This is a genomic window from Pseudoalteromonas sp. APAL1, from assembly GCF_021532475.1.
Classification (GTDB): Bacteria; Pseudomonadota; Gammaproteobacteria; order Enterobacterales; family Alteromonadaceae; genus Pseudoalteromonas; species Pseudoalteromonas lipolytica_C.
Window position 1 is genome coordinate 69264 of sequence record NZ_JAKGAW010000015.1, and the last position, 26721, is coordinate 95984.

Sequence of the window (26721 nt, forward strand, 5' to 3'; positions counted from 1 at the left end):
AGTCATGGCACAACACGATTACATTAATAAAAAACCAGCAAATAGAAATAAAAAGCAGGCTCCGGCGAAAAAGCCATTTCCTATTATTCTAATTTTAATCGCGCTTATTTTAGTAGGCGGGTTTAGCTATGGCTTATGGTATATCAAACATAATGCTGACCCTGAACTTGTGGAACAACAAGCCAATCCTACTAAACAAGAAGAAACAGTTATTCCGCCACCTAAAACACCTGAATTTATCAAAGAGATTAAAGAGCACGAAGTTCAGGTTGAAGTAAAAGAGATTGAACAAAAGGGCCCGTATGTAATGCAATGCGGTTCTTTTAGAACCTTAGAGCAAGCACAAACATTAAAAGCTAAAATCGCTTTTGCCGGCTTGGTTGCCGAGGTAAAGAAAACCCAAGGCAGCAATGGTGTTTGGTATAAAGTGCGTTTAGGCCCTTACGAAACCAAACGTTTGGCCGAAAGTGATAAAAATAAACTTAAACGTATCAAAATAATGGGCTGCGGAATTTGGCTTTGGACTTGATTTTAGTTCATTCACCCATATAAACACCTCATCAATCGCTTTTTACGAGCGGCTTTGCCGCTCGATGATGAGGAATAATCATGACCACTATTGTAAGTGTACGCCGCGACGACAAGGTCGTAATTGGTGGCGACGGCCAAGTTTCACTTGGTAATACCGTAATGAAGGGCAACGCCCGCAAAGTTCGACGTCTTTATAATGGCAAAGTAATCGCTGGTTTCGCTGGCGGTACTGCTGATGCCTTCACCCTTTTCGAACGATTTGAAAGCAAACTAGAAATGCACCAAGGTAACCTGACTAAGGCAGCCGTTGAAATGGCCAAAGATTGGCGTAGTGACCGTGCACTTCGAAAACTCGAAGCACTCTTAGCAGTTGCAGACGAAACTGCGTCATTGATCATCACAGGTAACGGTGATGTTGTGCAGCCAGAAAATGACCTAATTGCGATTGGCAGTGGTGGTAACTTCGCACAATCAGCAGCCACAGCGCTTCTTGAAAACACCGACCTAAGTGCACGTGAAATTGTAGAGAAAAGCCTAACTATTGCCGGCAACATCTGCGTATTCACGAATAATTTCCAAACTATTGAAGAATTGTAATAGGAACTGCCATGTCTGAGATGACGCCAAGAGAAATCGTTCACGAGCTAGATCAACACATTATCGGCCAAGCTAAAGCTAAAAAAGCAGTTTCAATCGCGCTTCGTAATCGCTGGCGCCGTATGCAACTAAGCGACGAGCTACGCGCCGAAGTAACACCAAAAAACATTTTAATGATTGGTCCTACTGGTGTGGGTAAAACTGAAATTGCTCGCCGCCTTGCAAAACTTGCTAATGCGCCTTTCATTAAAGTTGAAGCAACCAAATTCACCGAAGTGGGCTATGTTGGTAAAGAGGTTGAAACTATCATCCGTGATTTAGTGGATATTTCAATTAAAATGACCCGCGAACAGCAAACTAAGAAATTTAAGCACCGTGCTGAAGAAGCGGCAGAAGAGCGCATTTTAGATGCCCTACTACCACCAGCGCGCGACACCTTTGGTGAATCAAAAACTGAAGAAAACTCTTCGACTCGTCAATCTTTCCGTAAGAAATTACGTGAAGGCCAATTAGACGATAAAGAAATCGATATCGATGTTGCACAAGCTCAGCCTAATGTTGAGATCATGGCACCTCCTGGTATGGAAGAAATGACCAACCAGCTACAAAGCATGTTTCAAAACATGGGCGGCGATAAGCGCAGCAAGAGAAAGCTAAAGATCAAAGAAGCCTTCAAACTATTAGTTGAAGAAGAAGCTGCAAAACTTGTTAACCCTGAAGAGTTAAAAGAGCAAGCTATCTTCGCAGTAGAGCAAAACGGTATCGTGTTTATCGATGAAATCGATAAAATCTGTAAACGTGGTGAAGCGTCTGGCCCTGATGTTAGCCGCGAAGGTGTACAACGCGACTTACTACCATTAATCGAAGGCTCAACAGTAAGCACTAAACACGGCATGGTTAAAACTGACCACATGTTGTTTATTGCATCTGGCGCATTCCAAATGGCTAAACCATCAGACATGATCCCTGAGCTGCAAGGTCGTTTACCAATCCGCGTTGAGCTTGAAGCACTAAGTGCTGATGACTTTAAACGTATCTTAACTGAGCCTCATGCTTCATTAACTGAGCAACAACGTGAGCTGTTAAAAACAGAGCAAGTTGAGGTTGAGTTTACCGATGATGCAATTGAGCGTATCGCGAAAGCGGCTTGGCAGGTAAATGAAAAAACCGAAAACATCGGTGCCCGTCGCTTACACACAGTGATGGAAAAACTAATGGAAGAAATTTCATTTGATGCCTCAGAAAAAGCAGGTTCAACACTAACAATTGATGCCAATTACGTTGAACAGCATTTAGGTGCACTTGTTGAAGATGAAGACTTAAGCCGTTTCATTCTTTAATCAACAAATTAGCGTTATACTAAAAAGCCTCCAGTTGGAGGCTTTTTAGTATATAAATCGTAGATTCGAGGCTCACATGAAAGAAGTCACTAAAGTGCATTATCACAGCGTTAGTAAAGTATTAGATGTTCATTTTGATGATCAGACTATTGCCCAATTTAGTGCTGAATTTCTGCGTGTTCACTCACCATCTGCTGAAGTACAAGGCCACGGTAATGAGCAGATGAAACTGGTGCTTGGCAAACAGCAAGTAGGAATTAGTAAAATTGAGCCGGTTGGCCATTATGCAATTCGACTGGTATTTAGCGATAATCATAATAGTGGCTTGTTTAGCTGGCATTACTTAGCTGATTTACAAGCAAATCATGATGCGCTTTGGCAACAATATCAAGCCAGAGTCACAGAGCACGAAGCCAACAAAGACAGCGTGCCAATTAAGTTTGTGCCTTAATACCTTGTCGCGGTATACACACCCAAGCAACAAAAAAGCGCGATGACGAAACCATCACCGCGCTTTTGTTTTTCATCAGACTAATTCATTAAACTTTAAACTTATCGATTGCCTGATAAAGCACACGCGCTTGCTCAGACACCTCTTCGCTGGTTTGCGCGTTAGTTGCCGCATGACCCGATGCCTCTTGAGCAATATCACGAATGCGTACCACGTTTTTATTGACCTCAGAAGCCACTTGGCTTTGTTCATCAATTGCTGTGGCTATGTGAGTACTCATATCCATAATGGTTTGTACATCTTCGGTAATTGAACGCAGTAACTCACCGGCTTTGCTTGCCTGCGCCGCGCTTTCGCCACCTTGTGTACGACATTGCTGCATAATACTCACCACTTCTCGTGTGCGACCTTGTAGGGTCGAAATAATGCTCTCAATCTCTTGTGTTGAGTCTTGGGTACGCTGGGCAAGTGAACGTACTTCATCAGCAACGACCGCAAAGCCACGACCTTGCTCACCAGCACGCGCGGCTTCAATAGCCGCATTGAGTGCCAGTAAGTTAGTTTGTTCTGCGATACCACGAATAACATCCAACACAGAGCCAATCGTTTCAGCGTCTTTTTCTAACTGCGACACCACACTTGATGCATTCCCGAGTGAATCTGATAGGTGATTAATTTGTACCACCGTCGATTCAACCTCCGAACGACCTTGCTGCGCACTTAAGTTAGTTGACTCAGCTTTTTTCGCAGCCGCTTCTGTGTTGTGAGAAATATCTTGAATCGTCGCCTGCATTTCAGTGGCAGCTGTAGCAACCATATCTGCTTCATGAAGCTGCTCTTGCATACCTGAGCTTGTTGCTGCTGTCGTTTCTGATAAATGCTCAGTTGCCACGTTAAGGGTACTTAGCGCGGTATTAACTTCATAAATCAGCTTTTTGAAATCACTGATCAAGCTATTAAAGTCGATCGTCATGGTGGTAATTTCATCTTTACCTGATTGAGTAATCGACATACTTAAGTCGTTATTGCGACGAATTTCGTTAATCGTGTGGTACACACGTTCGATAGGCTGAATAATTGAGCGGCTAGTAAAGTAAACTAATAGCATCACTAAAATGCTCGCAATAATAAACACAAGAATGGCAATCAACTGCGCACTAGCAGCACTAGATTCTACAAACTCTTTAGTTTGTGTGGTCAGTTGGCTGACAATTGCATCACTAAGCTCAACACTGCGTTTCATCTCACCGAGTGCCCCTGACTCTAAATCAAGGCCCAAGGCAACTTGTGCATCAACTAAGGCTTTAAATTTACTCTGATAAGTCGCAAGCAAACTAAGCAATTGGTTTTCGTAATTTGCATCGAACCCTGCGTTTTTAATCTCTGATCTAAAGCTAGCAACTAAATCATCAAACTTGCCCATATACTTTAAATCAAAGCGCAGCATAAAGTCTTTTTCTGCACGGCGAAGCTGTAGCATTAAAGTTAGTAATTTATAGTTTTCGCGCTCACTTAATAATGTTTCTACTTGATGCACCGCACCACGTAAATCACCATAAAGTGCATCTTTCGGGTGTAGACCTATTTTCTTTTGTAGTACCACAACCTTATTGAAGTCGTCATAGTAAGTTTTTGCTAATCCTTTAAACTCATCAAGTTTAGTGCTATCCATATCAAGATCATCGACTAACTCATCTAGGCGAGCAATTTTGGTTTTTAACTGGGTATACTCATTTTCAAAAAGCTCAAGGCTCTCGACTTTTTTATAAAACAAAAAGTTTTTTTCATGCTTGCGCATGGCAAGCTCATGAATATCGAGTTCCTCTGCATTTTGAATTGTTTCATTGAGCTTAAGCATCATGCGTGACTCAAAAATAATTACACACAGCATTACAACCATTGCAAGGCCAACAACAAGCGCGTTTAACTGTAAACGACGTTTTATAGTTAAATTTTGTAATACATTCATTCAAAGTGCCCTATAGCAACATGCATTTCAAAGTATAGCTAAACTATTTGAAGCAGCTAATAAAAAGTAGCCTGAAAAGGCGATGCATTTTCCAATATAAGGAACCAACAAACAAACTGTATTTACTGTAAGTTAACTTTTTGCCATAAATGTTGGTGTAACTTATCTAATTTCTGCCACTGCTTTTTCCTTACCCATTCAACTAATGGCGCGGGATCACTCGGAAAGTTCAATCTTTTATTTTGTGGTGATTGCAACCAATCATCCATCGCATAGGGGTTAAGGTAACTCATAACATGGGCAGCTCCCATGCCTAGCAGCGTTTGTGCATTAATCCCCTGCTCAAACTGCTTGCCAAGCGGCTTGAGTAACAGCTTTTTACCTAACTGTAATGCCTCGCTTGCAAGCTCAAACCCTGCATTACCAATCACACCACCAGCGTTGGCTAAATCGTTAAGAAACCCAACTCGTGACGGCGCTCGCAGATGAATATTACCGATTGAGCAATCTTGCGCATCGGGGTGATAGCAGTAAAACTCACGCTCAGGAAAGTCCTTTAAGTAGTCGACAACACTGTCTAGGTTCTCAAACGGTAAATAAACTAAGACTTTATTTTCAACCATCACAGGATTGTCATGGTGATGACTCGCGATGAAAGGAGGAATAATATTCTCAGCATAAGGTTGCCAATGAACACCGAGATAGACATTCGCGGGGGCATAATTACGGATCAACGCACGACGAAAGAAAGCTCGACCAAACATTGGCACTTTATCAGACAAAAATGCAGCCTGATGACTCATACCAATAACCGGAATACCTTGCTGTTTTGCTGCCCACGCTGTGATAGGTTCAAAGTCATTAAAAACCAAATCATAATGACGTAAATCTAAGCTTTTAATGTCTTTAATTAGCTGCAAAGGGCGTGCATTTTTTAATGTTCTTAAACTATCAACTTGTCCTGATTTACTGGTAAATGATAAACCTCTAAATGTTCTAAAGTCGGCAAAATCAGCCATATCAAAGTAATCTTGCTCTTTGCGCCCGGAAAATACGTAGTCAACATCGACCCCTAATGCTTTAAAGGTGGTTGCCATCACGCGAGCACGGGTTATGTGTCCGTTACCTGTTCCTTGTATACCGTACAAAATTCTCATATAGATTCCACCACCATGACTGCTAAAACTGCACAACTCGACCCCATACCTGCGCCAATAATTACATCAGCAGGGTAATGCACACCGATTACCACCCGAGATGCTGCAACTCCCGATGCCCAAAGAAGCCAAAGCACAGTAAGCTCAGGGAAATACATGGTTAAAATAGTCGCTATAACAAATGCCCCAGCACTATGCCCCGACGGTAGGCTAAACTGATCACTTGGCACTAAATAAGCGCCTTGCACTAAGCAGTCGCAAGGTCTTACCCGCGCAATTCGCTTTTTAGCTAAAAAGTAAATGGGTCGCTCAATTGCAAAGCCAACCAATATACTCATCGCAAGCTGCTGAAAATGAAGTTGTTCGGTAAACCACCAAAACCCAAGGAACAACACCACATAAAGTCCGCCATCACCGCTTTTTGATAAACCAAGCGCTGACTTTCTGAGCCAATTTGGCGAAGCGTCGTTAAACACACTTAAAAACAGCTGTTCATCCACTTTGGCCAATTTAGTAAGCATGTTGTTTGCCATGGTAAGCTCCTTGTCATACTTTGCGTCTAATTTTTATACTCATCTCAGCTTAGGCGGTAAAAATAACAATTAGGTGACGCTTTTGAGACACTAATGTTGCGATAACGAAATTCCTTTGATTTAAACGAATAAACCAGTATTAAGTCGTTGTTATTGAGTTGTATCAAGGTATACTGGGTACTAAACAGACAGTCTCTTTAGAGGATGAAAAAATGGATTACAGCACTTCTGATTTATGCGATCACTTTGCCGACGTGGTCGATGTGCTCGAGCCAATGTTTATCAATTTTGGTGGACGCCCAAGCTTTAGTGGCCGAGTGAAAACTGTTAAATGTTTTGAAAATAACGAGCTGATCCGCGATATCTTAACTACGGACGGAACCGATAGTGTGCTTTTGATCGATGGTGGTGGTTCAACCCGACGCGCACTAATAGATATTGAACTAGCAGAAATCGCCCTTGAGAATAACTGGCAAGGGATCATCGTTTACGGTGCTATTCGCCATGTTGACGAACTTGAAGAGCTAGATCTAGGCATTCAAGCAATTGCTTCTATTCCAGTTGCTGCAGACAGTGAAGGCGCAGGCGAAGATGGTATAGGCGTTAATTTTGCCGGTGTGTCTTTCTTTGATGGTGACTTTGTTTACGCCGATAGTACCGGCATTATATTATCTGCTGAAGAATTAGAGTTAGAAATAATAGAAGACTAATCTCAGTGATAAATCCCCTTAAAATTTATGATGAAGCGGCGGTAAAACATTTATGTGTCCGCCGCGCCAATGAACAAAAAGCATGGCAAGCTCTTGCTCTTCTTGATACACATGTAAACGCCTCTCAGGCTCTTATTGATGCCAAACAGTTTGGTATTCGTTACGTTTTAGTTGGCGTGTGTGAAGATATTGGGCCTCGTGCTAACCTAGGTAATGGCGGTGCACAGCAAGCATGGCTAGCTTTCTTAAAGCGCTTTTTGAATCAAACTCATAACCAATTTTTAAACCATGAGCGTGTATTGCTACTTGGTGAAGTTGCGCTTGATGATTTAAACCAACAAGCAGCTAACCTTGATAATAAAAACGACGCCGACTTAGCCAAACTACGTGAACTGTGTGGCGATATCGACACCCGTGTTGAGCAAGTACTGGCAATGATTTTTGCAGCTGGCCTTGAGCCAATTGTGATAGGTGGCGGACACAACAACTGCTTAGGTATATTACGTGCCCTTAGTAAGCAGCATGGCAAACCAGTAAACGCCATTAACTTAGACCCTCACGCTGATTTTAGAGACTGTGAAGGTCGCCATAGTGGTAATGGCTTTAGGTATGCCTACAGCGAAAATCATCTCGCTGATTATCATGTGATGGGTTTGCACGAATTTAAGAATAATCAAGCAATTATGAATGCGTTAACTCAAGCAAACTTCTCGTTTGATAGTTATCAAGACATTCAAGTTCGTCGCAATATAGACTTATCAACCGCATGTAAACAAGCACTTAATAAATTCGATAATGCCCCATTAGGCGTCGAAGTTGACTTAGACAGTATTTCGCTAATGCCAGTTAGCGCTTATACCAATTGCGGCTTTAGTGTGAGTGATGCAGAACACTTTGTGCATTTAGCAGCCAGCCAAATAACTGCTCGCTACCTTCATTTATGTGAAGGTGCACCATCACAACACCCTGTTAGTTTAGAAGCAGGCATGAACGATGCCGGCCAAATTATCACTGCCCTAGTGAATGCGTATTTGCAGGCAAGAGAGGCAAGTTAGAAAGAGGCGAGAAACGAGATAACGACTGATTTTTGGGGAGGTCAGCTCGAAACAAGTTTCACACCTACCTGTAGCAGCGGCTTTATGCCGCACCCCTTAAATTGGAAGCAAGTTAAATTGGAAGCAAGGTTCAAGATAAAACGCAATGTAACGAGTCAAACAGCTCGCTAACTTTCCCCTAGAAACTCGCTAGCTTCATTACTGATGCTCTAAATGCCATTGCTTTAACCATGACACCATACCTACACTACTAAGCGGGTAATTAAAATAATAACCTTGCGCTGCATAGGTGTTTAATGACTTAATAAAATTAAGTTGCTCTAAGGTTTCCACCCCTTCACAAATCACTTTAGCATTATTTTGGTTATGCATAGCCACCACCCCTGAAACGAGGCTACGTATTTGAGTTTGGTGAGCAAAATCTGCGGTAAGCGATGCTGCAACTTTAACATACTCAACATTCAAATTTGGTAGTTTAGATAGCCAAACAGGGGTATCACCTAATCCATCTACACACAGTTTAATACCAATGCTACTTAGCCTTGCAACCATGGCTTTACCTTGATCATCCAAGCTCATAAATAGATCAAGCGGGCATTCAATAATTAAAGCGCCGGGTTCTAAATGATGCTCGGTGGCAATACGGTCTACAAATTCAATAAACTCTTCATGTAGCATCTCAGGACCAAACACATTAATACTGAGTGGCAGCTGCATGCCTTCCATACGTAATGCCATAGCAAGCTCTGCTGCTCGCTCAATCACATAAGCAGCAACCGGATAGCTTAGGCCTGCAACACGAATATCATCAATAAACTTGTTAGCTGCTAAGATCCCTTGTTTTGGATGCTGCCAGCGTAACAACAATTCTAAAAACTCTATTTTGTTGTCACTATTACGAACCACTGGTTGAAAATACAACTCAAGCTCACTAGCAAAATCTAAGTGCGCCAGCTCTCGAAGCCTTGCTTGCTGCTCTAGCTGCTCAATCATCATTTGTGGATGATATGGCACGATAGCCCGATCTGGGTTTGAATCAAGTGCAAGGTTAGCGAAAGAAATAAGGTTTTCAAAACTGTATTCAGGCTCATTACAGCTAACGTAGCTAGCTCGCACTTTCACCTCAATAGTGCAATTTGCCACATTGAAGGGTTTTAAGGTCACTTGTTTTATTTGACTTATAAGTTGCTCATGCAAATGCTTTTGCTCCTCAAGAGAGCAAATGAAGGCAAAATTTAATCCACCTAAGTGAGCAAGCTTTTCTATATTGCCAGCGCCACTACTAATATTAAGCACTGCATCATTGTCTAATTGCTGTTTAATACGAGTAGCAGACTGAGCAAGTAATAAATCACCAAAGTCCCGACCTATATGCTGGTTAACACTTTCAAATCCCTCTAAGCGCAGCATAACAAGGGCGCAGTTATGCGAGTGTTCTTCAACCCAGCTAGCAAAGCTACGTCGTAAATCGCTGCGATCTGGCAAGCCAGTTAGTGGAGTACTGTCTATTTCATCATGGTAAGGAGTATCAACTATGACTTCTTCACTTTCTTCTGGTTCTTCAAAATTAAAAAAGCCAGACACAGATAAAACAATAACTGAAATCACTAACCAATACGCGGAAGTTTCGAGCAATAAGTGGGCAGAATACATAACTGTAAACGTAATCGCTGCAGCGACAGTAAAAATAATCGCTAACCAGTTATTTGTTCGAAAAGCTTGCCATAAATGAAAGCAAAGACTCATTGCTAATAAAATGATTAACCAAGGAATAGCGGAGTTGAGGATTGCCAACCCCAGCACACCATTAACAACTAAACTGAGTCTAAGTATTGGATGACGAGTGACACACAACGCACAAATCATTGCCATAAAAACGCAGCCTGCTAAAAACACAGACACTGCATCACTACTTAAATTTACGAGCCCTACACCGTTACTCGCTAAACTGGCAATCAATGACATCTAATCCAAAAATACGTAAAAATAACTTCTAACTAAGTCTACCCAAAATCCACAGATTTAACAGTTTATTTACGCCGAATTGGTAACTTAATTGCGCAGGGTGGGATATTTGCCAGTGAGCAATATCAGCGCGTGCCCCCACTTTTAATACACCTCGATCATCAAGACCCAAGGCTTTGGCGGCATTACGTGTTACACCTGCAAGCGCTTGCTCTGGTGTCATACGAAAAATAGTACAGGCCATATTCATCATTAAATGCAATGAACACAATGGTGACGTTCCTGGGTTGAAGTCGGTTGATATAGCAATAGGCACCTGATACTGCTGAAGTAATTCAATTGGCGGATATTTTGTTTCACGTAAGAAATAAAATGCCCCCGGTAACAGCACTGCCGCAGTGCCAGCTTTGGCCATTGCTTGAATGCCTGCTTCATCTAAATGTTCAATATGGTCGGCTGATAAGCCATTAAATTCAGCAACAAGTTCTGCACCATGTTGATTAGATAACTGCTCAGCATGCAATTTAACAGGTAAGTTGTGCTTTTTAGCCGCTTCAAATACACGGCGAGTTTGCTCGTTACTAAAACCGACATTTTCACAAAATGCATCAATCGCATCAGCTAAATCAGCTTCAACAACACGGTCAAGCATTTCACCACAAACAAGCTCTATATATTCATCACTGCGGCCTTTATATTCAGGTGGTAATGCGTGAGCACCTAAAAATGTGGTTTTAACATCAACCGGATGATTTTCACCTAATAAGCGAGCCACTTCGAGTAGTTTAATTTCGTTTTCGCAGTCAAGACCATAGCCAGATTTGATCTCTACCGTAGTCACGCCTTCTGCGTATAACGCATTTAAGCGCTCTTTCGCACTGACAAATAAGGTTTCGTGGTCTGCTGCGCGCGTTGCTCGAACTGTACTTGCAATACCGCCGCCATTAGCAGCAATTTGCTCATAACTGACACCTTGCAAGCGTTGCTCGAACTCTTCAGCGCGGCTACCGGCAAACACTAAGTGAGTGTGGCAATCAATTAATCCCGGTGTTAACCATTGCCCTTTAGCTGAGATAGTCGGTGTTGCTAATGCATCAAAGTTTGGTAAGTCAGCTTGCGAACCTAACCAAGCAATTTTACCTTCTTTTACTGCGATCGCTGCATTTTCTATAGCACCGTATGGCGCATCAACTTCAGGATTCATGGTGGCAATATTGGCATCTGTGATCACTAAATCCCAGTGCATTTGGCTATCGTTCGTTGTATGCATTTTTCACCTATACTTATATCTGCTGCGAGCTTTAAAGCGCCTAATCAAATTAGCTTAAAGTTTAACAACTCATCTTGTATATACAAGAAAATTATGCCACCTTGTAACACACTGTTAACTTACCTGTGCACTTTCACAATGAGCGTCCCTAAGTTTACGCAAATAAAAGAATATATTTTGGAAAACATTCGATCGGGTCAATGGCAAGAAAATAGCCGCGTGCCCTCAGAAAATGAATTAACCAGCCAGTTTCAGGTTAGCCGCATGACGGCCAGACGCGCGTTATCTGAACTTACAGACGCCGGTATACTAACTCGTAGCCAAGGCCAAGGGACTTTTGTAGCAAGCTTTAAGTCACAATCATCATTGCTCGAAATTAAAAACATCGCTGATGAAGTTAAAGCTCGTAACAGTGATTACAGCTGTACAATTTTAGTGATGGAATCAATACGTGCAATTGCCCCTATTGCAATTGCATTGGGCGTTGATGTAGACAGTCATGTTTATCGTAGCGTCATCGTTCACAACGAGAACGAGCAACCTCTGCAAGTAGAAGAGCGCTTTGTGAACCCGGCTCTGGCAAAAGATTACTTACAACAAGATTTCCACAGCCTAACCCCCCATGAGTATTTATCAACCAGTGCGCCATTAACTGAGGCCAGACATACGGTTGAGGCGATTATGCCTAACCAAGAAATGTGCGAATGGCTTAATCTCTACAATGAAGAGCCTTGTTTGCAAGTGATCCGCCGAACATGGTCAGCAAATGGCATTGTAAGCTTTGCACGCTTAGTCTCACCAGGTAGTAAATACAGACTCGGCGGTCACTTAACCTTTAAAAAGTAATTAAATTGGCAATTGATAGTGAAAGTTCAGCGCCTCAATAGCCGAGCCATCAATGATACGTTCGCCAGCTTCATGACTTGTAAAGGTGGGTGGTTGATTACCCAGTTCAGAGCATTTTTGCTGGTAGTAGTCCGCTTTTGTTGGATGCGCTGGGTTAACAACGTTATAAATGCTATTGGCGTTAGACCAGTTTTCAAGCACTGAAAAAATCGCCGCTATTACATCTTGCTGTTGTACCATGTTCACCACTTGCTGACTTGAGCTAGTAAGCTCTTTACCTGCAACAAACTTACCTGGGTCGCGTTCGGGGCCTACAAGTCCCGCTAAGCGCAATGCCTTGCCACCTGCATTTAGCACTAATTGCTCCGCATCGTATAATGTTTGTTGGCGTGCTGATTGGCAGTTAATTTCTGTGCTTTCGTCGTAACAACCATTGTCAGTTGGGTAAACACCTGTCGAAGAACATAAAATAAAGCCTTTACAATTTAGGTGTTTGGCAAGTTCAAGCCCAGCTTGTAATGTATCTAAATAATTACTTTCTGAGCTGCGGCTACGCGGTGGAATTGCACACACCCACCATGCTCCTTCAAGTGATACGTCATGTTTAAGTACACCATCTTCAAGTGCAAACTGACGCTGAAAGTCATGTTCGTGATCGCGACTACGGTGTGTCCCCTGCACCTGCCACGCCAATCCCTTTGCCTTAAGACAAAGAGCTTTCCCCAACCAACCTGCACCTAGCACCACCATTTTATTATCATTCACAACCATTTAGTAACTTACCCTATGTATTTTGTAATATTTTATTAATAACTACCGTTTTGCAAAGTAGCGATTTAAGCGCAAATATGATTAGATAGATAACTCTAACCGATAATAAAAATACGTGCACCTATGTTAAACAATCTCTCTTTACGTAAAAAAATATTACTGCTGATTGGCGGGACGATTAGTGTACTACTGATCATCGCGTCTAGTTTCTTTGTTAATCATATTGCTGACCTATCTCGCAAAGCTATTCAACGCGAAGCCGACAGCTATTTACAGAGTGAGCGACTTTCAATGCAAGGTTACTTTGCCAAATACGGTAAAGTAGTACAAACCTTCGTGACAAATCCGCATTTAGTGAATTGGTTCGACAACTGGACTAAACGTGACCAAAGCCTTGATAACCAGCCTGGATACGACAGCGTTAATCAAGATTTTGTCCGTATCAGTGGCAACGATGACAACATCTTATCTGCCTTCTTTGCATCTGCAACAACAGGTGAGTATTTCAAAGAAAACGAGCGTACCACTCATTACAACGGCCAACCTTACTACGCATATAAACGTGGTTGGTGGCAAGACGCTTTAAAGATCAACAAACTCTATGTAGGCCCAATTTCTGTGGATTTAACCACAGGTAATGCCTCTGCAGTTGTACAACAGCCTGTGTATAAACAAAACAAGCTTGTTGGCTTTGGTGGTGTTGATTTACAGCTTAATAATATCAACGACATGGTTGAAGCTATTCGCTTTAATGGCCAAGGCTTTGGTTTCTTGCTTGATGGCAACCAAAAGGTTGTGCATTTTTCTAAACGCACTGGCCACAAGCTGTCTGTGACTGACGAAGGTCCGAATGGCAAAGAAGGTTTAGATGCCCTCGAAAAACAATTTAGCGACACTTCAGGCTTTAGCGAATTAAACCGCGCGATGAAAAGCCAAAAAGATGGTAGTAGCTTTGTGACTTTCAAAGGTGAGCAATATTACGTTGTATACAACCGCCTTGAATTAGAAACCCCTTACCTTGATTGGTACGTGGGTATTTTAATACCAACCAGTATGATTGATGAGCCAGTAAACGATGCGGTGATGACAACCACAACATCAGTGATCATCATTATCGCGATTATTATTGCGATGATCTTCTGGGCCACGCAAATGATCACCAAGCCACTGACTAAACTGACTTACATCATGCGTGATATCGCATCAGGTGATGGCGATTTAACACAAAAAATCGAAATTAAGAGTCATGACGAAGTGGGTCAACTTGCTCATCACATGAACACCTTCATCGATAAATTGCGCGCGATGATGCTTAATACTGCCGCGCAGGCTGAGCAACTAAGCCAAGCTGCGAGCCAGTTGAAAATTGTTTCGCAAAAAACGAACGATGAAATTCAGCAAGAAAAGCAACAAGTTGACAGTGTGAGTGCGGCTGTAACCGAAATGGCTTCTACAGTGATGGAAATCTCGCGTAATGCACAGCACACTAATAATGCCGCTGAAGAAGTACAAACTATTACTGCAGATGGCACTAAACGCTCAACTCAGGCTCAGTCAGTAATGACCGCTCTGGCAAGTCACATCGGTGAAGCATCTAAAGTCGTTGCGGGTCTTGAGCAAGAAAGTGGCAATATTGGCGCGGTGGTTGATGTTATCAACTCAATCGCTGAGCAAACCAACTTACTCGCACTAAACGCGGCGATAGAAGCTGCCCGTGCAGGTGAGCAAGGCCGAGGCTTCGCAGTTGTTGCCGACGAAGTTCGTTCACTGGCAAGCAGAACGCAAGAGTCAACGGATGATATTCGCAACATGATCAGCCGTTTACAACAAATTGCCCAACAAGCATCGACCATGATGCAACAAGGTCAAGAACGTGCTGAAGGCTCAGTTGAGCAAACACAAATTGTATTGCAAGCACTGCAAGATATCGCGCAATCAGTGACAAATGTACAAGATCAAAGTCATCAAATTGCGACTTCGACAGAACAGCAGACTGTGGTTGCAGAAGATATCAACAATAGCTTGGCAGCGATTAATCACTTAGTGAATAGCACTGCGGATCATGCCCATGAATTGGCGGATGAAGCACGTGATTTGAATGAATTAGCTGCGTCTTTAAATAAGACTGTTAATCAATTTAAGTTATAAAGATAAATTGCTGAAGTAGTTAAAAACCCGATGTCACCTGAAGATGACATCGGGTTTTTATCGTCAGCCTTCCCTGTTAATCGTGGCGCAACCGCTTTCGCGTGTTCCATAAATTCGTGCCACTGTTGCTTGTTCCATAAAGCAACTCCTTTGTCGGTCAATCCTTGTGTTGGTTGCGTTTGTACTTGTTCCATATAGTCCCCTCCTTACGCTAGCTTCATCCTGTTTGGCTCCCAGCCTAAGCTATTCCTTGCTGTCATTTCCATTCACTTTCTCCATAAAGCGTTGCCATTGTGCGCTACTCCATAACGCCTTGTTACTTCCTTGTTGTCCTTTGTGCTTAGCTACATTGTCCATACTGTAAACTCCTTGCGGTTTATCTTCCGTTACTCCTACAGCCCTTCCTTGCTGTGCTCCATTACCCATCCTTGCTAATTAATGCGGTGATTATCGCTTAGCGATGATATACACAGCATGAATCAAACCTGGAATGTACCCTAATAAGGTTAAAAGAATATTAATCCAGAACTGCGCACCTAAACCTACCTGTAAAAATACGCCGAGAGGTGGAATTAAAACCGATAAAATAATACGTATTAAATCCATGACTCACTCCTTGAAAAAGATAAGCCCAGCCAAAGCTGGGCTATATAGGGCTTGCTATTATTCAGCAACAATCGTTAATTCATCGATTACTTTGCGAACATCTTCAGCATTTTCAGCAATGCTGATTGCTAATTGCTTTTCTGCATCAGACTCAACAGTACCTTTCAGTGTTACTACACCGTTGTCGGTATCAACATCGATATCGGTACCACCCACTTCTGAGTTAAATAAATAACGTGTTGTGATTACAGTACTGATTTTTGCATCGGTTAAATCGCTTTCGGCTGAATCAGCTTTATCTGCTTTCATCTTCTTAGCCTTCATGTTTTTAACAACCGTTAGTTTGTTATCTACAGAGCTAACGCCATCTAGGCTAAGAACCAGCTCTTCAGCAAGCTCTTTATCTAATTCGCTATCAACTTTACCTGTTAATACAACCTTGCCATTCGTTACATCAGTGTTGATATCAAAGTTGTTAAGGTTTGTGTTCATAAGAAGCACAGTTTCTGCCTTACCATCAATCCAAGCATCTTTACTTTCATTTTCCCAGCTGCTTGCCTGAGCTGACATGCTAGTTGCACCAATTACTAAAGCGGCAATCATAGATTTGTTAAAAGTGTTCATAATCTTTCTCCTTTTGATTAAAGACAGTTTTACTAATGCGACTATGATGCCAATTATTTAATTATTAATTTTCAACAAGTTAAACAGTCATTCAGCGGTGATTTATATTCATTTCGGTAAAGATTTACAAGCTGCTCGGTAAGATGTTCACAATGTTGCAAAAATAACCATTTAGTTGCTGATTTTATTAATCTGTGGTTAATTTAACGAAGTAGCTTATTCAGCTAAAAACACAACAAACTGATTTATAAAGAAATAAACTTTGGCCTAAGCTTTGCACATAACGAATAACAGAAAAATCACTTTGATAATCACAACAGGGAACTACCATGGCCGTTAAACTTGAAGATCGCCCAATCGATCAAGTAAGAGAAGAAGTTATTGATCAACTCATTTATAACTACAGTCATGCTGTTATTTCAGCTGAAGCATTTGAACGCCGCCTAGACCAAGCAATGGCGGCCACCAGCAACGAAGTACTCGTTGAGCTTGTTGCTGATTTAGATCTGAAAGCAGATATTGACTACAAATCGCAAAAGCATGCGCAATTTAAACCTCACTACAGCCATAGCAGCGACAACGAGAGCCTGCAGCTTCGAAGCATTTTGGGTTCAAATGAGCGTAGCGGCCAATGGGTGGTACCAAAAGAAATTCACCTTACAAACTGCTTAGGTTCAATCGAACTCGACTTTAGCGAAGCGATTTTCCAACATCAGCATGTCACCATTTATGTGAACTGTATTTTAGGTAGCGACGAAATCTACGTGCCAGAACATGTTAATGTGGTATCTAAATTATTTAGCGTGATTGGCAGCGTAGAGAATAAGTCTGTTGCCTTAAACAAAGGCCAAGGCCCAACCATCACCATTGAAGGTAATGTTTGGCTAGGCTCAGTTGAGATCAAAGTAAAACGTACCATGAAAGAAAAGTTCATCAGCTTTGCCAACAGTCTAAAAGCCAGTTGGAAAGAGATGAATAAGATGTAGTAAAAGTTGCGAGTTGCGATTATGTTAATGTAGGTCGTCATTTATGGCGACAAGATATTGCATACGTTTCACCAATGACGCGCTAAAGCACGACCTACTAGAATGCGCGCGAAATAAATTTCACGCTTACATCGAAGATCTAATCGCACAAAGAGGGTAAGAGGCGCTTCGCTTAAGAGAAAACTCAGTTCTCTTCCTCTATGCTCTCTGTGCCCTCTGTGGTTAGAAAAAGATCTTTAGTTCACGAAGATATTAAATCTTTTGGTTTCCTCATTGTCTTCTCATTTTCTTCTCTTTGTGCAAAACATATTTGAACCACAGAGAGCACAGAGGCGCTGCGCGCTACACAGAGAAAACCCAATTAATACAAAGAGAATGACTAGAGCCTGTCCTTCTCTTCCTCTGTGCACTCTGTGTCCTCTGTAGTTAGAAAAAAGATCTTTAATTCACAAAGAGGACAAGAAGCGCTGCGCTTTAGAGAAAACAAAAAACACAATTATCACTTCCTCATTCTCTTCTCATTCACTTCCCTTTGTGCAAATTTTTTAAAACAAATTGAACCACAGAGAAAAGCAAGTTATTACTTTCTCATTCTCTTCTCTTTGTGCATATATTTTTCTCGACCTTCTAGTGCTCGGCTAAAAGCTGACTGCTCTAGCTACAAGTCATTATTCCTTTCACTCGGTATATCACTGAAATACTCTACAAACTCAACTTCAAAACCTGCGGGATCGATAAAATATACATTTTTACGATACGGGTTTTCTGGACCCTGTTTATCTATTTCATAACCAGCGTCAACCAAGCGTTCAATTACGGCATTAATGTCGTTTGTCACATAGGCAAAATGAGCTAGGCCCACTTGGTGACCTGCTAAATCACGGTTTTCAGCTTCACCGTTATCGCTTAATGCAAGATATTGGTAATCATCACCAAAGTGCAGCCATTTACGCGGTTTGCCTGACCATGTGCTATCACCTTGGCTACGCACACGCCAATGTGGGAATGCGGCTTTATAAAAGTGCAGCATGGCATCAACATTACTTACAACAAGGTTTACGTGCTCTAAATACATGGTAGTTTTCCTTTTTATTTTTAAACTGCCACCAAGATAAAACCTCAAGTTAAGTTTAGGTAAAGCGTTTTTTCAAATAAAAAAGCCCCACAAACGTGAGGCTTTAAAATTGAGTAGTTATTGATGAATCAACTACCTGCAACCTGCATTTGTTCAATCAATACAGAGCCAGTTTGAATACCACCGCGACGCTCGATGTCGCCACCTAAGCCGACAACTGCCTTGAACATGTCTTTTAAGTTACCAGCAATCGTGATTTCACTGACTGGGTATTGGATTTCACCATTTTCAACCCAGAAGCCAGCTGCGCCACGTGAGTAATCACCAGTTACGGTGTTCACACCTTGGCCCATAAGCTCAGTTACTAATAAACCTGTGCCCATAGTTTTTAATAGCGCTTTTAAATCAGCATGGGTTTGTTCAACTAGCCAGTTATGAATACCACCAGCATGACCCGTTGGTGTCATCGATAGTTTACGTGCCGCGTAGCTAGCTAATAGATAAGTTTGCAGCTCACCACCTTGAATAATTTCACGGTCTACAGTTTTTAAACCTTCAGCATCAAACGGCGAAGACGCTAAACCTCTTAATAAATGCGGGCGCTCAGAGATATTCACGCAATCGCTAAATACTTTAGTCCCTAAGCTATCAAGCAAGAAGCTCGATTTACGATAAAGTGCACCACCACCAATCGCCGACACTAAATGGCCAAACAATGAGTTAGCAATATCTGCTCTAAAGATTACAGGCACTTTCATAGTACCTAGCTTTTGGCTATTAAGCTTAGCCAAGGTTTCAGTTGCAGCTTCGAGACCCACTTTTGCAGCGTCATTTAAATCATCTTTATGGCGCGCTACGGTATAGGCTGAATCGCGCTGCATTTGCTCGCCATCTTTACCAATCACCATAGTGCTAATGCTATGACGCGTACGTGGGTAACCTGCAATCATGCCATGGCTGTTACCATAAACACGTAGACCTTGGTGAGAAGAAAAACTCGCACCGTCTGAGTTTACAATACGCTCATCGGCGTTTAATGCCGCCTGCTCTGCTTGATGACAAAGCTCAATACCTTGCTCTGGGCTTACTTCCCACGGGTGGTATAAATCTAAATCAAGCGGTGCAAACTCTAGTAACTCTTTATCAGCGATACCATTAAATGGGTCGTCAGAAGTGAACTTAGCAATATCAATGGCTTTTTCGACCACTGTACGTAATGTTTTAGGGTTTAGGTCTGCCGTTGAAGCAGAGCCTTTGTTATTACCCACATAAACACTGATACCTAAGCCACCGTCCTGGTTAAACTCTATTGTTTCAACTTCGCCCATACGCGTGCTGACAGACAAACCTGATGTGCTCGACATCGCCGCTTCTGCTGCTGTTGCACCAAGCTTTTTTGCATGCTCAAGCACTTCGCTTACTGCGTCTTTCACTTCAGAAATGTGTTGATAAATAGGATCTTTCATCTTGTGTGTCCTAGGTTCTGATATTTTTTATAGTGTAACGAATGCTAACACACTGCGAGACCTGCATCAGCTAATATTAATCATTAACTAAATGACGTATAATAGCGAATAGTTAAGTTTACTGAATGAGCATCCTTATGGCGAAGAAGAAAAAGCCACTTATCGAAGAAGAAATTATTTACGTATCAAAAAGCGAATTAAAACGTGAAGCCATGCAATATCATGGTCTGGGTGCTGAAATCGCGAAAATGCCGAAAAAGCAACGCGATCGTTTACCGCTCAATCACGATTTAAAAGAAGCCCTTGTTGTTTCTGATAAGGTGAGTGACAAAAGCGATGCATATCGTCGTAACCTAAACTACATCGCAAAAGTATTACGTACCACAGAGAACGTTGATGAAATTCAAGCGATGATCGACATCATGCTTAACAAAAACAACCAAGCGGATGTTTTGTTGAACAAGATTGAAATGCTTCGTGATGATTTGATCAAACAAGGTGACGACCTGATCAATTCAACAATTGATCAATACCCGTCTCTTGAACGCCAAAAAATGCGCCAATTAGTGCGTAGCGCCGCAAAAGAAGTGAAAGCTGAAAAACCAGCCAAAGCGTACAAAGAGTTATTCCAGTATCTTAAAGATGCGATTATGGTTTAATTTCCTTCGCGCGAAATAAATATCACGCCTACATCAAAGACATTTAATCGCACAAAGAGATTGTGAGACGCTTCGCTTTAGAGGGAAACAAAATATTTTTTGGTTTCCTCATTCACTTCTCATTGTGAAAAACATATTTGAACCACAGAGAACACTGAGGCGCTTCGCGCTACACAGAGAAAACCAAATTATCACAAAGAGCTCATGAGACGCTGCGCTTTAGAGAAAGTAAAAAATGATCTTGTGGTTCCCTCATTCTTTTCTCATTCACTTCTCTTTGTGCAAAACATATTTGAACCACAGAGAACACAGAGGCGCTTCGCGCTACACAGAGAAAACCAAAGTATCACAATGAGATCATGAGACGCTTTACTGAAGATAAACCTCCGTTCTCTTCCTCTGTGCTCTCTGTGTCCTCTGTGGTTAGAAAAAGATCTTTAACTCACAAAGAGTGATAAGAGACACTTCGCTGATAAGGGAAACAAAATATTTTTTGGTTTCCTCATTCACTTCTCTTTGTGAATATATTTTTGCCCGACCTTCTAGCACTCGCCGCCATATCAGCAAACAAACGCAGTACAACATACACCATTGTTCGGCTCAAAACTGACGGCTGAAAGCTGACAACTCCAAACAAAAAAGGCTCTGAGCGTTCACTCAGAGCCTTTTTAAATCGATAATCAATTACCAGATTTTTACGCGATCTTCTGGTTTGATATACATCTTGTCGCCTTCTTTCACATCAAACGCTTGATAGAATTCTGGCATGTTTGAAAGAATACCGATTACACGGTAGTGGCTTGGTGAATGAGGGTCTGTCATTAGGCGGTTACGTAACTCTTCGTCACGGTATTTACGACGCCAAATTTGTGACCATCCCATGAAGAAACGTTGATCACCCGTGTAACCATCAATCACAGGCGCTTTTTCATCACCAAGTGATAATTGGTAAGCAGTATAGGCAACTGTTAAGCCGCCTAAGTCACCAATATTTTCACCTAATGTTAGCTCACCATTTACGCTAGCATCTTCAAACGGCTTATATTCATTATACTGAGCAACTAGCTGACCTGTGCGCTCTTCAAACTGTTTAAGGTCTGATTCGCTCCACCAGTTACGTAAGTTTCCGTCACCATCGTATTTCGCACCTTGGTCATCAAAACCGTGACCAAGTTCGTGGCCGATTACCGCACCGATTGCACCGTAGTTAACAGCGTCATCGGCTTCAAGGTTAAAGAATGGCGGTTGTAAGATAGCCGCAGGGAATACGATTTCGTTGTTCACTGGGTTGTAGTAAGCGTTTACTGTTTGTGGTGTCATGTGCCACTCAGAGCGATCAACTGGCTTACCTAGTTTAGCAATCATATCGGCAAACTCCCATTCGCTGTGGCGAATGTAATTACCGACTAAATCATCGCTTTTAACTTCAAGTGCTGAGTAGTCTTTCCATTTATCTGGGTAACCGATTTTTGGCGTGAACTTATCAAGCTTTTCTTTTGCAGCGATTTTTGTTTCTGGGCTCATCCACTCAAGGTTTTCAATCGCAACTGCGTAACCTCTAATTACGTTATCAACTAACTCTTCCATACGCGCTTTCGCTTCAGGTGGGAAGTTATCTTTAACGTATACTTTACCAAGCATTTCACCTAATACACCGTTTGATGCATCAACTGCTTTTTTCCAAAGCGGAGATTGCTCAGTCACACCACGAAGCGTTGTGCTGTAAAAATCAAAGTTAAGATCTACAAGCTCTTTATCTAATAGTGCAGCGTAGTTGCTCACAAAGTGGAACTTAAGGTAATTCTGCCAAGTTGCTAAGTCTGTATCCTTGTAGATACCTGCAAATTTTTCTAGGTAACTAGGTTGGCGAATGATTACCTCTTCAGTTTTAATACCTGACGCATCAAGGTAAGCTGCAAAGTCAAAGTCGCCAGTAAGTTTGTTAGCATCTGCAACGCTCATCTTGTTGTAAGATTTAGTAGCATCGCGACTTTCAACACGGCTCCACTGCGCATCAGCAATGCTTGTTTCAAGATCAATAATAGCTTTAGCCGCAGATTCTGCATCTGCTACACCCGCTTTACTTAAGATAGCTGTAACGTATGCTTGGTAAGCTTCACGAATTTTTGTGAATTTTTCATCGTCTTTTAGATAATAATCACGATCTGGTAAACCTAAACCAGACTGATAAACATACATCGCGTATTCGCTCGAGTTTTTTGCATCATTATTGACATAATAACCAAATGGTAAGCTACCACCTTTAATGCGAAGTTCAGCCATTAAAGCAACAAGCTCAGGCTTGCTCTTTACTGCATCAACGCTTGCAAGTACTGGCGTTAATGGTTTGATACCAGCCGCTTCACGGCCTGCTTCATCCATATAGCTGTTATAGAACGCAGCTAACTTAGCTTCATCTGACCCCGGTTTAACATTAGTGTTTGCCGCTGCCTTTTCTAACACTTCTTTCATCGCTTTTTGCGAATCATCGTAAAGCTGAGTGAATGAACCATAGTTTGATTTATCACCCGGAATTTCTGTTTTTTCTAACCATTCGCCGTTTACGTGATAGTAAAAGTCATCTTGTGCGCGAACAGACTTGTCCATGTTCGCCAGTTCAATACCTGAATTTAAAGGTGCTTTTGCTTCAGTGACGGCCGCAGTTGCTGGTGCTTTAGTTTCTTGTTCTTTTTCACCACAACCAACAAGACCGAGGGCTAGTGCAATACTTGCCGCGGTAAGTGTTACTTTTTTCATGGGAGTCCCGTACTAATTATTTTTTGATGTATTTATCGAAAAACTAGCAAACCTAATTAATCATTAGTTTTTCGCTTTCTCCATAATAAACCTCTCAAGCAAAACAATAAAACCGAATATGTAACAATTCTTATCAAAAAAGATAAGCGGCATATCTGAGCGGTGAGAGGGAGAAAAGCGATAAGGTGAAGACCGTAATGGTATTCCTAACAACTCATTAGAGTCTATTTCGCAAGTCGAAGTCGTTATGAGCCGATGTTTTCACACATCAGCTTTTTAATTAGATGAAGCTTTCTTAAGCTGTGCAATCCCCCAAAAAAGCACCCCAGCCCCCGTGCACGATAAGAAAAAGAACAACCCTAAGCCGACAGGCGATCCCCAAAACAAAATACTGTATAAAACTTCCATCTCTATATCCTTTATTATTATTTGAATAACACGTTATATAAGTTTTAAGAACGGCTCGTCAAGAAGCATTATCCACGCATTGCTTGAATACTCTCTAGCGCTTTAGCAAGCTGTGCTTTTAGTTTTTTATAGCGTACATAAACAGCCAGCACGATAATGCCATTAATACCAAGCTGGATAAGCCATAGGCTGTATGTTTTAAACATAACCATATTAAACAAGGCAACGATCAGCAAAGCGCACCAAAGAACGACACAGCCAATAAAACTCACATGCCAGTAATGAACTTGGTGCTTCAGCTGATTCTCTTTAAAATTAAGCATTGCATTGACGTCTAGCGTTTCTGCTCGCCAAAGCTTTCGTCTTAAACGGTATGACCAAATCCCAAAACCTAAAGGAATAGGTACTAATAGCGCAAACATAATGGTTTCATAGGTATTTTTTGCCTCAAACAACATGGCGTAAATACAAAATACGGTTACCACAACACCTAATAAAGAGTCGATTAAACCTTTTAGCTTTAACTTAGTTCGCGACTTTTGTGTTTGCGCAATTAACGCCGCGCTATCCACCTTCGGGGTTGCTTGCACGAATGCCTGCTGCCACTTAGCTAATTGATCATCTGCTTCGAATTTATCCACTTTATTTACTCCATTAGGCTCGCAAGTTGTTGTCTTGCCCTACTTACACGTTTAGCAACTGCATCTTCAGACAATCCCAGTGTTTGAGCTATCTCACTTTGATTAAACCCTTCAAGCTGCAAAGCAAGCACCTGCCTATATTTCAGCGATAATTTACGAAGGGCAGCCATTAAATCTAAGCTGTCGTCTGGTGATTTATGCGCACTTAAGGCGTGGGTGTAATTAATACTTTCAGAGCTTGCCACCTCTTTGCAGTTTTGCTCTTTTATCACATGATCAACCGCTTTATTGTGAGCTATTCGGGCAATATAGGTTTTTATGCTGGCATCGCCACGAAAGGCAACATCGGGTGATGAGTCATTACTTTCAAAAGCGCGCCAAACAGCCAGCGACATCTCTTGAATTAGCTCATCTTGTAGCGCTTGATTGATCTCGTAGGTTGCAGCAACACGCGCCAACAACGGCGCGTATTCATTCAGCAATGTGTTTATTTGAACATCAGCTTTCACTGTACTTCCATGTTTTTATTATTATTTGAACAAACGATTATAGGCACAAAAGTAGGTACATGCTAATACCGGCCCTACCAACAACATAGGTAAAAGACTATAAGGGGCAGTAAAGGTAACGAGCATATTAATCAAACAAAGCATGCTTAATGGTTTAATCACCGTTAATGCGGTTGTAATACTTTCTTTTACAGCTGAAATAAGCGAAGCATTATTTAAAAGTAACAGGGGCACCACAAACATAAGCAGCATATTTATAGGGACAATTGATACAAACATAACCCCTACGCGCCAGCGCTCAACATCAACAAATTGACCAGACAATAATACCGATAACTGCTCACTACCGATCAAAGCACTGCCAACAGCAAATTGCACCAGCGCCAGTAAAATACCAACAACTGACCACACGGCAACTCGCCCCCACTTCGCCCATGTTGCATTGTGCCTAAATGAAAATCTCTGGTTATTATTCAGGTTAAACAACAAAGGCCATACCGTTGCCATTAACATAGGCGCTAACCATTTAGATACGGTTAAACCTGTAGGTGCAGGCAATAGCTGCACTAAACCAGGCAAAATGGCGAACAGCGTCATAAGTAAAAAAAGTTTAAACGGTGCTTTTTTAAATAGCCCCCACCCTTCTTTTAACCAAAGAGCAGCATCACTAAATGGTGCATTTGCTGAATCAAGTTTTAGCGTATTCACAGTTGATGTTGTAGTCGTCATGAGTTTGTCCTTTTCGAAAAAATAGATACACAAGACACTGCCTATTGCTACCACCAAATAGAACAACTTCGTGTCATTTGCAGCTATAGACGAGACAAACTCAAAAAACCTGACAAAATATTTTTAAAAAAATAAAAATAATTTTATTTCTTTGAATTTTAAGGATAAAAAAGAGGTGTAGAAATTTTTGAGATTAAGCTAGTAAAGCTAATAAAAAAATTTTGGGTCTATAAGAGGTGTTTAATTTAACTATCTATTTGAAATTGCGTTTCTTTCTTAAGCAAAAAAGTCCCACATAGGGACTTTTAATAATTACTTATGGCCAGCAGGTGCTTTATTTACTACCTGTACTTGAGAGGAAATTGCTCGCTCAATAACTTGATTATAAACTCGCTTTTTCTCACTTGAGCTTGAATCAAGTACAAAGTCTGAAAGCTTAGAATTTTGAGCTTGCTTTGGCTTTATTAAATTTGAAAACATAGGCACTCCTAAAGCTCGTTTTTTGAGCTGGACGATGATTTTATCAGGCTCTCTAGATCTTCTCTAGTGAATTTTTCATCTAAATGATGCTCAATTGCCTGAACATTATCATGATAAAAGCGTGTTCGACCCTTATTATTCTTAACTAATAAATCTACTTTAATTTGACTTCCAAACTCTGCCTTAAGTTCCTTTATAACTTTTTGTGATGCAAAAAATTGATCTATAAAAGTATTTGGTAAAATTCTACGCCCTTCTAACTTCTCTCTAGCTTCAACAAATTCCCATGCATATTCTGGGTTTTGGTATACAAACAAAATAAGCACATTTCGACCTTTACGAATAGATCGCTCAATATTTTTTTCTGCAACATCATAACTTGCCAAGGTACCATCTAACAAAAATGACTGTTTATTTTTAAAAGCATGGTCAATTGTC

28 protein-coding genes are annotated in these 26721 nt (G+C 41.4%); 10 read left to right on the forward strand and 18 right to left on the reverse strand.

Translation table 11 applies throughout. The annotated features are described in order from the left end of the window. The first annotated feature begins 4 nt into the window (after positions 1 to 4). The 4 genes from L1264_RS09610 to L1264_RS09625 all read left to right on the forward strand — a co-directional run bounded on the left by L1264_RS09610 (position 5) and on the right by L1264_RS09625 (position 2919). Positions 5 to 529, forward strand: coding sequence for an SPOR domain-containing protein (locus L1264_RS09610; RefSeq protein WP_135922752.1), 525 nt, complete (start codon positions 5 to 7; stop codon positions 527 to 529). An 80-nt stretch (positions 530 to 609) separates the two neighbouring features. Continuing rightward, positions 610 to 1128, forward strand: coding sequence for an ATP-dependent protease subunit HslV (gene hslV, locus L1264_RS09615; protein ID WP_008115012.1), 519 nt, complete (start codon positions 610 to 612; stop codon positions 1126 to 1128). Between the two features lie 11 nt (positions 1129 to 1139). Next, positions 1140 to 2468 carry an HslU--HslV peptidase ATPase subunit gene (gene hslU, locus L1264_RS09620; protein WP_135922753.1) on the forward strand — a complete coding sequence of 443 codons (1329 nt, stop codon included), beginning with the start codon at positions 1140 to 1142 and terminating at the stop codon, positions 2466 to 2468. Between the two features lie 76 nt (positions 2469 to 2544). Beyond that, complete coding sequence (locus tag L1264_RS09625) at positions 2545 to 2919, forward strand: gamma-butyrobetaine hydroxylase-like domain-containing protein (protein WP_135922754.1); 375 nt, start codon at positions 2545 to 2547, stop codon at positions 2917 to 2919. An 88-nt stretch (positions 2920 to 3007) separates the two neighbouring features. On the opposite strand, the gene L1264_RS09630 is transcribed toward L1264_RS09625, so the two are convergent. The 3 genes from L1264_RS09630 to L1264_RS09640 form a co-directional block, all read right to left on the reverse strand. Beyond that, positions 3008 to 4888, reverse strand: coding sequence for a methyl-accepting chemotaxis protein (locus tag L1264_RS09630; protein ID WP_135922755.1), 1881 nt, complete (start codon positions 4886 to 4888; stop codon positions 3008 to 3010). Between the two features lie 122 nt (positions 4889 to 5010). Next, complete coding sequence (locus L1264_RS09635; RefSeq protein WP_138558029.1) at positions 5011 to 6045, reverse strand: MJ1255/VC2487 family glycosyltransferase; 1035 nt, start codon at positions 6043 to 6045, stop codon at positions 5011 to 5013. Further along, positions 6042 to 6578, reverse strand: coding sequence for a phosphatase PAP2 family protein (locus L1264_RS09640; protein WP_235403923.1), 537 nt, complete (start codon positions 6576 to 6578; stop codon positions 6042 to 6044). The genes L1264_RS09635 and L1264_RS09640 overlap by 4 nt, the downstream gene beginning before the upstream one ends. 212 nt (positions 6579 to 6790) lie before the next feature. On the opposite strand from L1264_RS09640, the gene rraA reads away from it, so the two are divergent. Both rraA and L1264_RS09650 read left to right on the forward strand, forming a co-directional pair. Continuing rightward, complete coding sequence (gene rraA / locus L1264_RS09645; RefSeq protein ID WP_135922757.1) at positions 6791 to 7288, forward strand: ribonuclease E activity regulator RraA; 498 nt, start codon at positions 6791 to 6793, stop codon at positions 7286 to 7288. A gap of 5 nt (positions 7289 to 7293) precedes the next feature. After that, positions 7294 to 8343, forward strand: coding sequence for a formimidoylglutamase (locus L1264_RS09650; protein WP_199527293.1), 1050 nt, complete (start codon positions 7294 to 7296; stop codon positions 8341 to 8343). A gap of 198 nt (positions 8344 to 8541) precedes the next feature. On the opposite strand, the gene L1264_RS09655 is transcribed toward L1264_RS09650, so the two are convergent. Both L1264_RS09655 and hutI read right to left on the reverse strand, forming a co-directional pair. Continuing rightward, positions 8542 to 10215, reverse strand: a complete 1674-nt coding sequence (locus L1264_RS09655; protein ID WP_171040432.1) for an EAL domain-containing protein — start codon at positions 10213 to 10215, stop codon at positions 8542 to 8544. Between the two features lie 121 nt (positions 10216 to 10336). Then, a complete protein-coding gene (gene hutI, locus L1264_RS09660) occupies positions 10337 to 11578 on the reverse strand; it encodes an imidazolonepropionase (protein WP_199527292.1) in 1242 nt (413 codons plus the stop codon). Positions 11579 to 11716: 138 nt separating this feature from the next. Between hutI and hutC the strand changes: the two genes are divergently transcribed. Continuing rightward, the gene (gene hutC, locus L1264_RS09665) at positions 11717 to 12424 is read left to right on the forward strand and encodes a histidine utilization repressor (protein WP_199527291.1); all 708 of its coding nucleotides are present in this window, start codon (positions 11717 to 11719) and stop codon (positions 12422 to 12424) included. Here hutC and L1264_RS09670 read toward each other — a convergent pair whose 3' ends face one another. Next, positions 12425 to 13195, reverse strand: coding sequence for an NADP-binding protein (locus L1264_RS09670; RefSeq protein ID WP_199527290.1), 771 nt, complete (start codon positions 13193 to 13195; stop codon positions 12425 to 12427). A 123-nt stretch (positions 13196 to 13318) separates the two neighbouring features. Here L1264_RS09670 and L1264_RS09675 point away from each other — a divergent pair, with 123 nt between their 5' ends. Continuing rightward, entirely contained in the window at positions 13319 to 15343 is a 2025-nt protein-coding gene (locus L1264_RS09675) for a methyl-accepting chemotaxis protein (protein WP_199527289.1), read from the forward strand. Here L1264_RS09675 and L1264_RS09680 read toward each other — a convergent pair. The 3 genes from L1264_RS09680 to L1264_RS09690 form a co-directional block, all read right to left on the reverse strand. After that, the gene (locus L1264_RS09680; RefSeq protein WP_058583864.1) at positions 15328 to 15537 is read right to left on the reverse strand and encodes a hypothetical protein; all 210 of its coding nucleotides are present in this window, start codon (positions 15535 to 15537) and stop codon (positions 15328 to 15330) included. The two genes, L1264_RS09675 and L1264_RS09680, sit on opposite strands and share 16 nt — an antisense overlap. 253 nt (positions 15538 to 15790) lie before the next feature. After that, on the reverse strand, positions 15791 to 15949 hold the full coding sequence (locus L1264_RS09685; RefSeq protein ID WP_064971745.1) for a YqaE/Pmp3 family membrane protein: 159 nt from the start codon (positions 15947 to 15949) through the stop codon (positions 15791 to 15793). 57 nt (positions 15950 to 16006) lie between these two features. Then, the gene (locus tag L1264_RS09690) at positions 16007 to 16573 is read right to left on the reverse strand and encodes a BON domain-containing protein (protein WP_105174978.1); all 567 of its coding nucleotides are present in this window, start codon (positions 16571 to 16573) and stop codon (positions 16007 to 16009) included. A 329-nt stretch (positions 16574 to 16902) separates the two neighbouring features. Here L1264_RS09690 and L1264_RS09695 point away from each other — a divergent pair, with 329 nt between their 5' ends. Next, entirely contained in the window at positions 16903 to 17559 is a 657-nt protein-coding gene (locus L1264_RS09695; protein ID WP_199527288.1) for a LiaF domain-containing protein, read from the forward strand. Between the two features lie 658 nt (positions 17560 to 18217). Here the strand turns inward: L1264_RS09695 and L1264_RS09700 are convergent. After that, a complete protein-coding gene (locus tag L1264_RS09700) occupies positions 18218 to 18634 on the reverse strand; it encodes a VOC family protein (RefSeq protein ID WP_199527287.1) in 417 nt (138 codons plus the stop codon). A gap of 128 nt (positions 18635 to 18762) precedes the next feature. Beyond that, the gene (gene pmbA, locus L1264_RS09705) at positions 18763 to 20100 is read right to left on the reverse strand and encodes a metalloprotease PmbA (RefSeq protein ID WP_063699980.1); all 1338 of its coding nucleotides are present in this window, start codon (positions 20098 to 20100) and stop codon (positions 18763 to 18765) included. A 137-nt stretch (positions 20101 to 20237) separates the two neighbouring features. On the opposite strand from pmbA, the gene yjgA reads away from it, so the two are divergent. Next, a complete protein-coding gene (gene yjgA, locus L1264_RS09710) occupies positions 20238 to 20759 on the forward strand; it encodes a ribosome biogenesis factor YjgA (protein WP_199527286.1) in 522 nt (173 codons plus the stop codon). A 684-nt stretch (positions 20760 to 21443) separates the two neighbouring features. Here yjgA and L1264_RS09715 read toward each other — a convergent pair. From L1264_RS09715 to L1264_RS09740, 7 genes are all read right to left on the reverse strand, one after another. Beyond that, positions 21444 to 23516: a M13 family metallopeptidase gene (locus tag L1264_RS09715; protein WP_199527285.1), complete on the reverse strand. Its 2073-nt coding sequence runs from the start codon at positions 23514 to 23516 to the stop codon at positions 21444 to 21446. Between the two features lie 276 nt (positions 23517 to 23792). Then, positions 23793 to 23924: a hypothetical protein gene (locus L1264_RS21440; RefSeq protein ID WP_268795669.1), complete on the reverse strand. Its 132-nt coding sequence runs from the start codon at positions 23922 to 23924 to the stop codon at positions 23793 to 23795. Between the two features lie 68 nt (positions 23925 to 23992). After that, a complete protein-coding gene (locus L1264_RS09720; protein ID WP_199527284.1) occupies positions 23993 to 24565 on the reverse strand; it encodes a hypothetical protein in 573 nt (190 codons plus the stop codon). A gap of 5 nt (positions 24566 to 24570) precedes the next feature. Further along, complete coding sequence (locus L1264_RS09725) at positions 24571 to 25074, reverse strand: RNA polymerase sigma factor (RefSeq protein ID WP_199527283.1); 504 nt, start codon at positions 25072 to 25074, stop codon at positions 24571 to 24573. A gap of 21 nt (positions 25075 to 25095) precedes the next feature. After that, positions 25096 to 25803 (reverse strand): hypothetical protein, encoded by a 708-nt coding sequence (locus L1264_RS09730; protein ID WP_199527282.1) that lies wholly within the window; start codon positions 25801 to 25803, stop codon positions 25096 to 25098. 312 nt (positions 25804 to 26115) lie between these two features. Beyond that, positions 26116 to 26283, reverse strand: a complete 168-nt coding sequence (locus L1264_RS09735) for a hypothetical protein (RefSeq protein WP_166338703.1) — start codon at positions 26281 to 26283, stop codon at positions 26116 to 26118. 8 nt (positions 26284 to 26291) lie between these two features. Beyond that, on the reverse strand, positions 26292 to 26721 hold a 430-nt coding region (locus L1264_RS09740; protein ID WP_235403925.1), incomplete at its 5' end, for a zeta toxin family protein.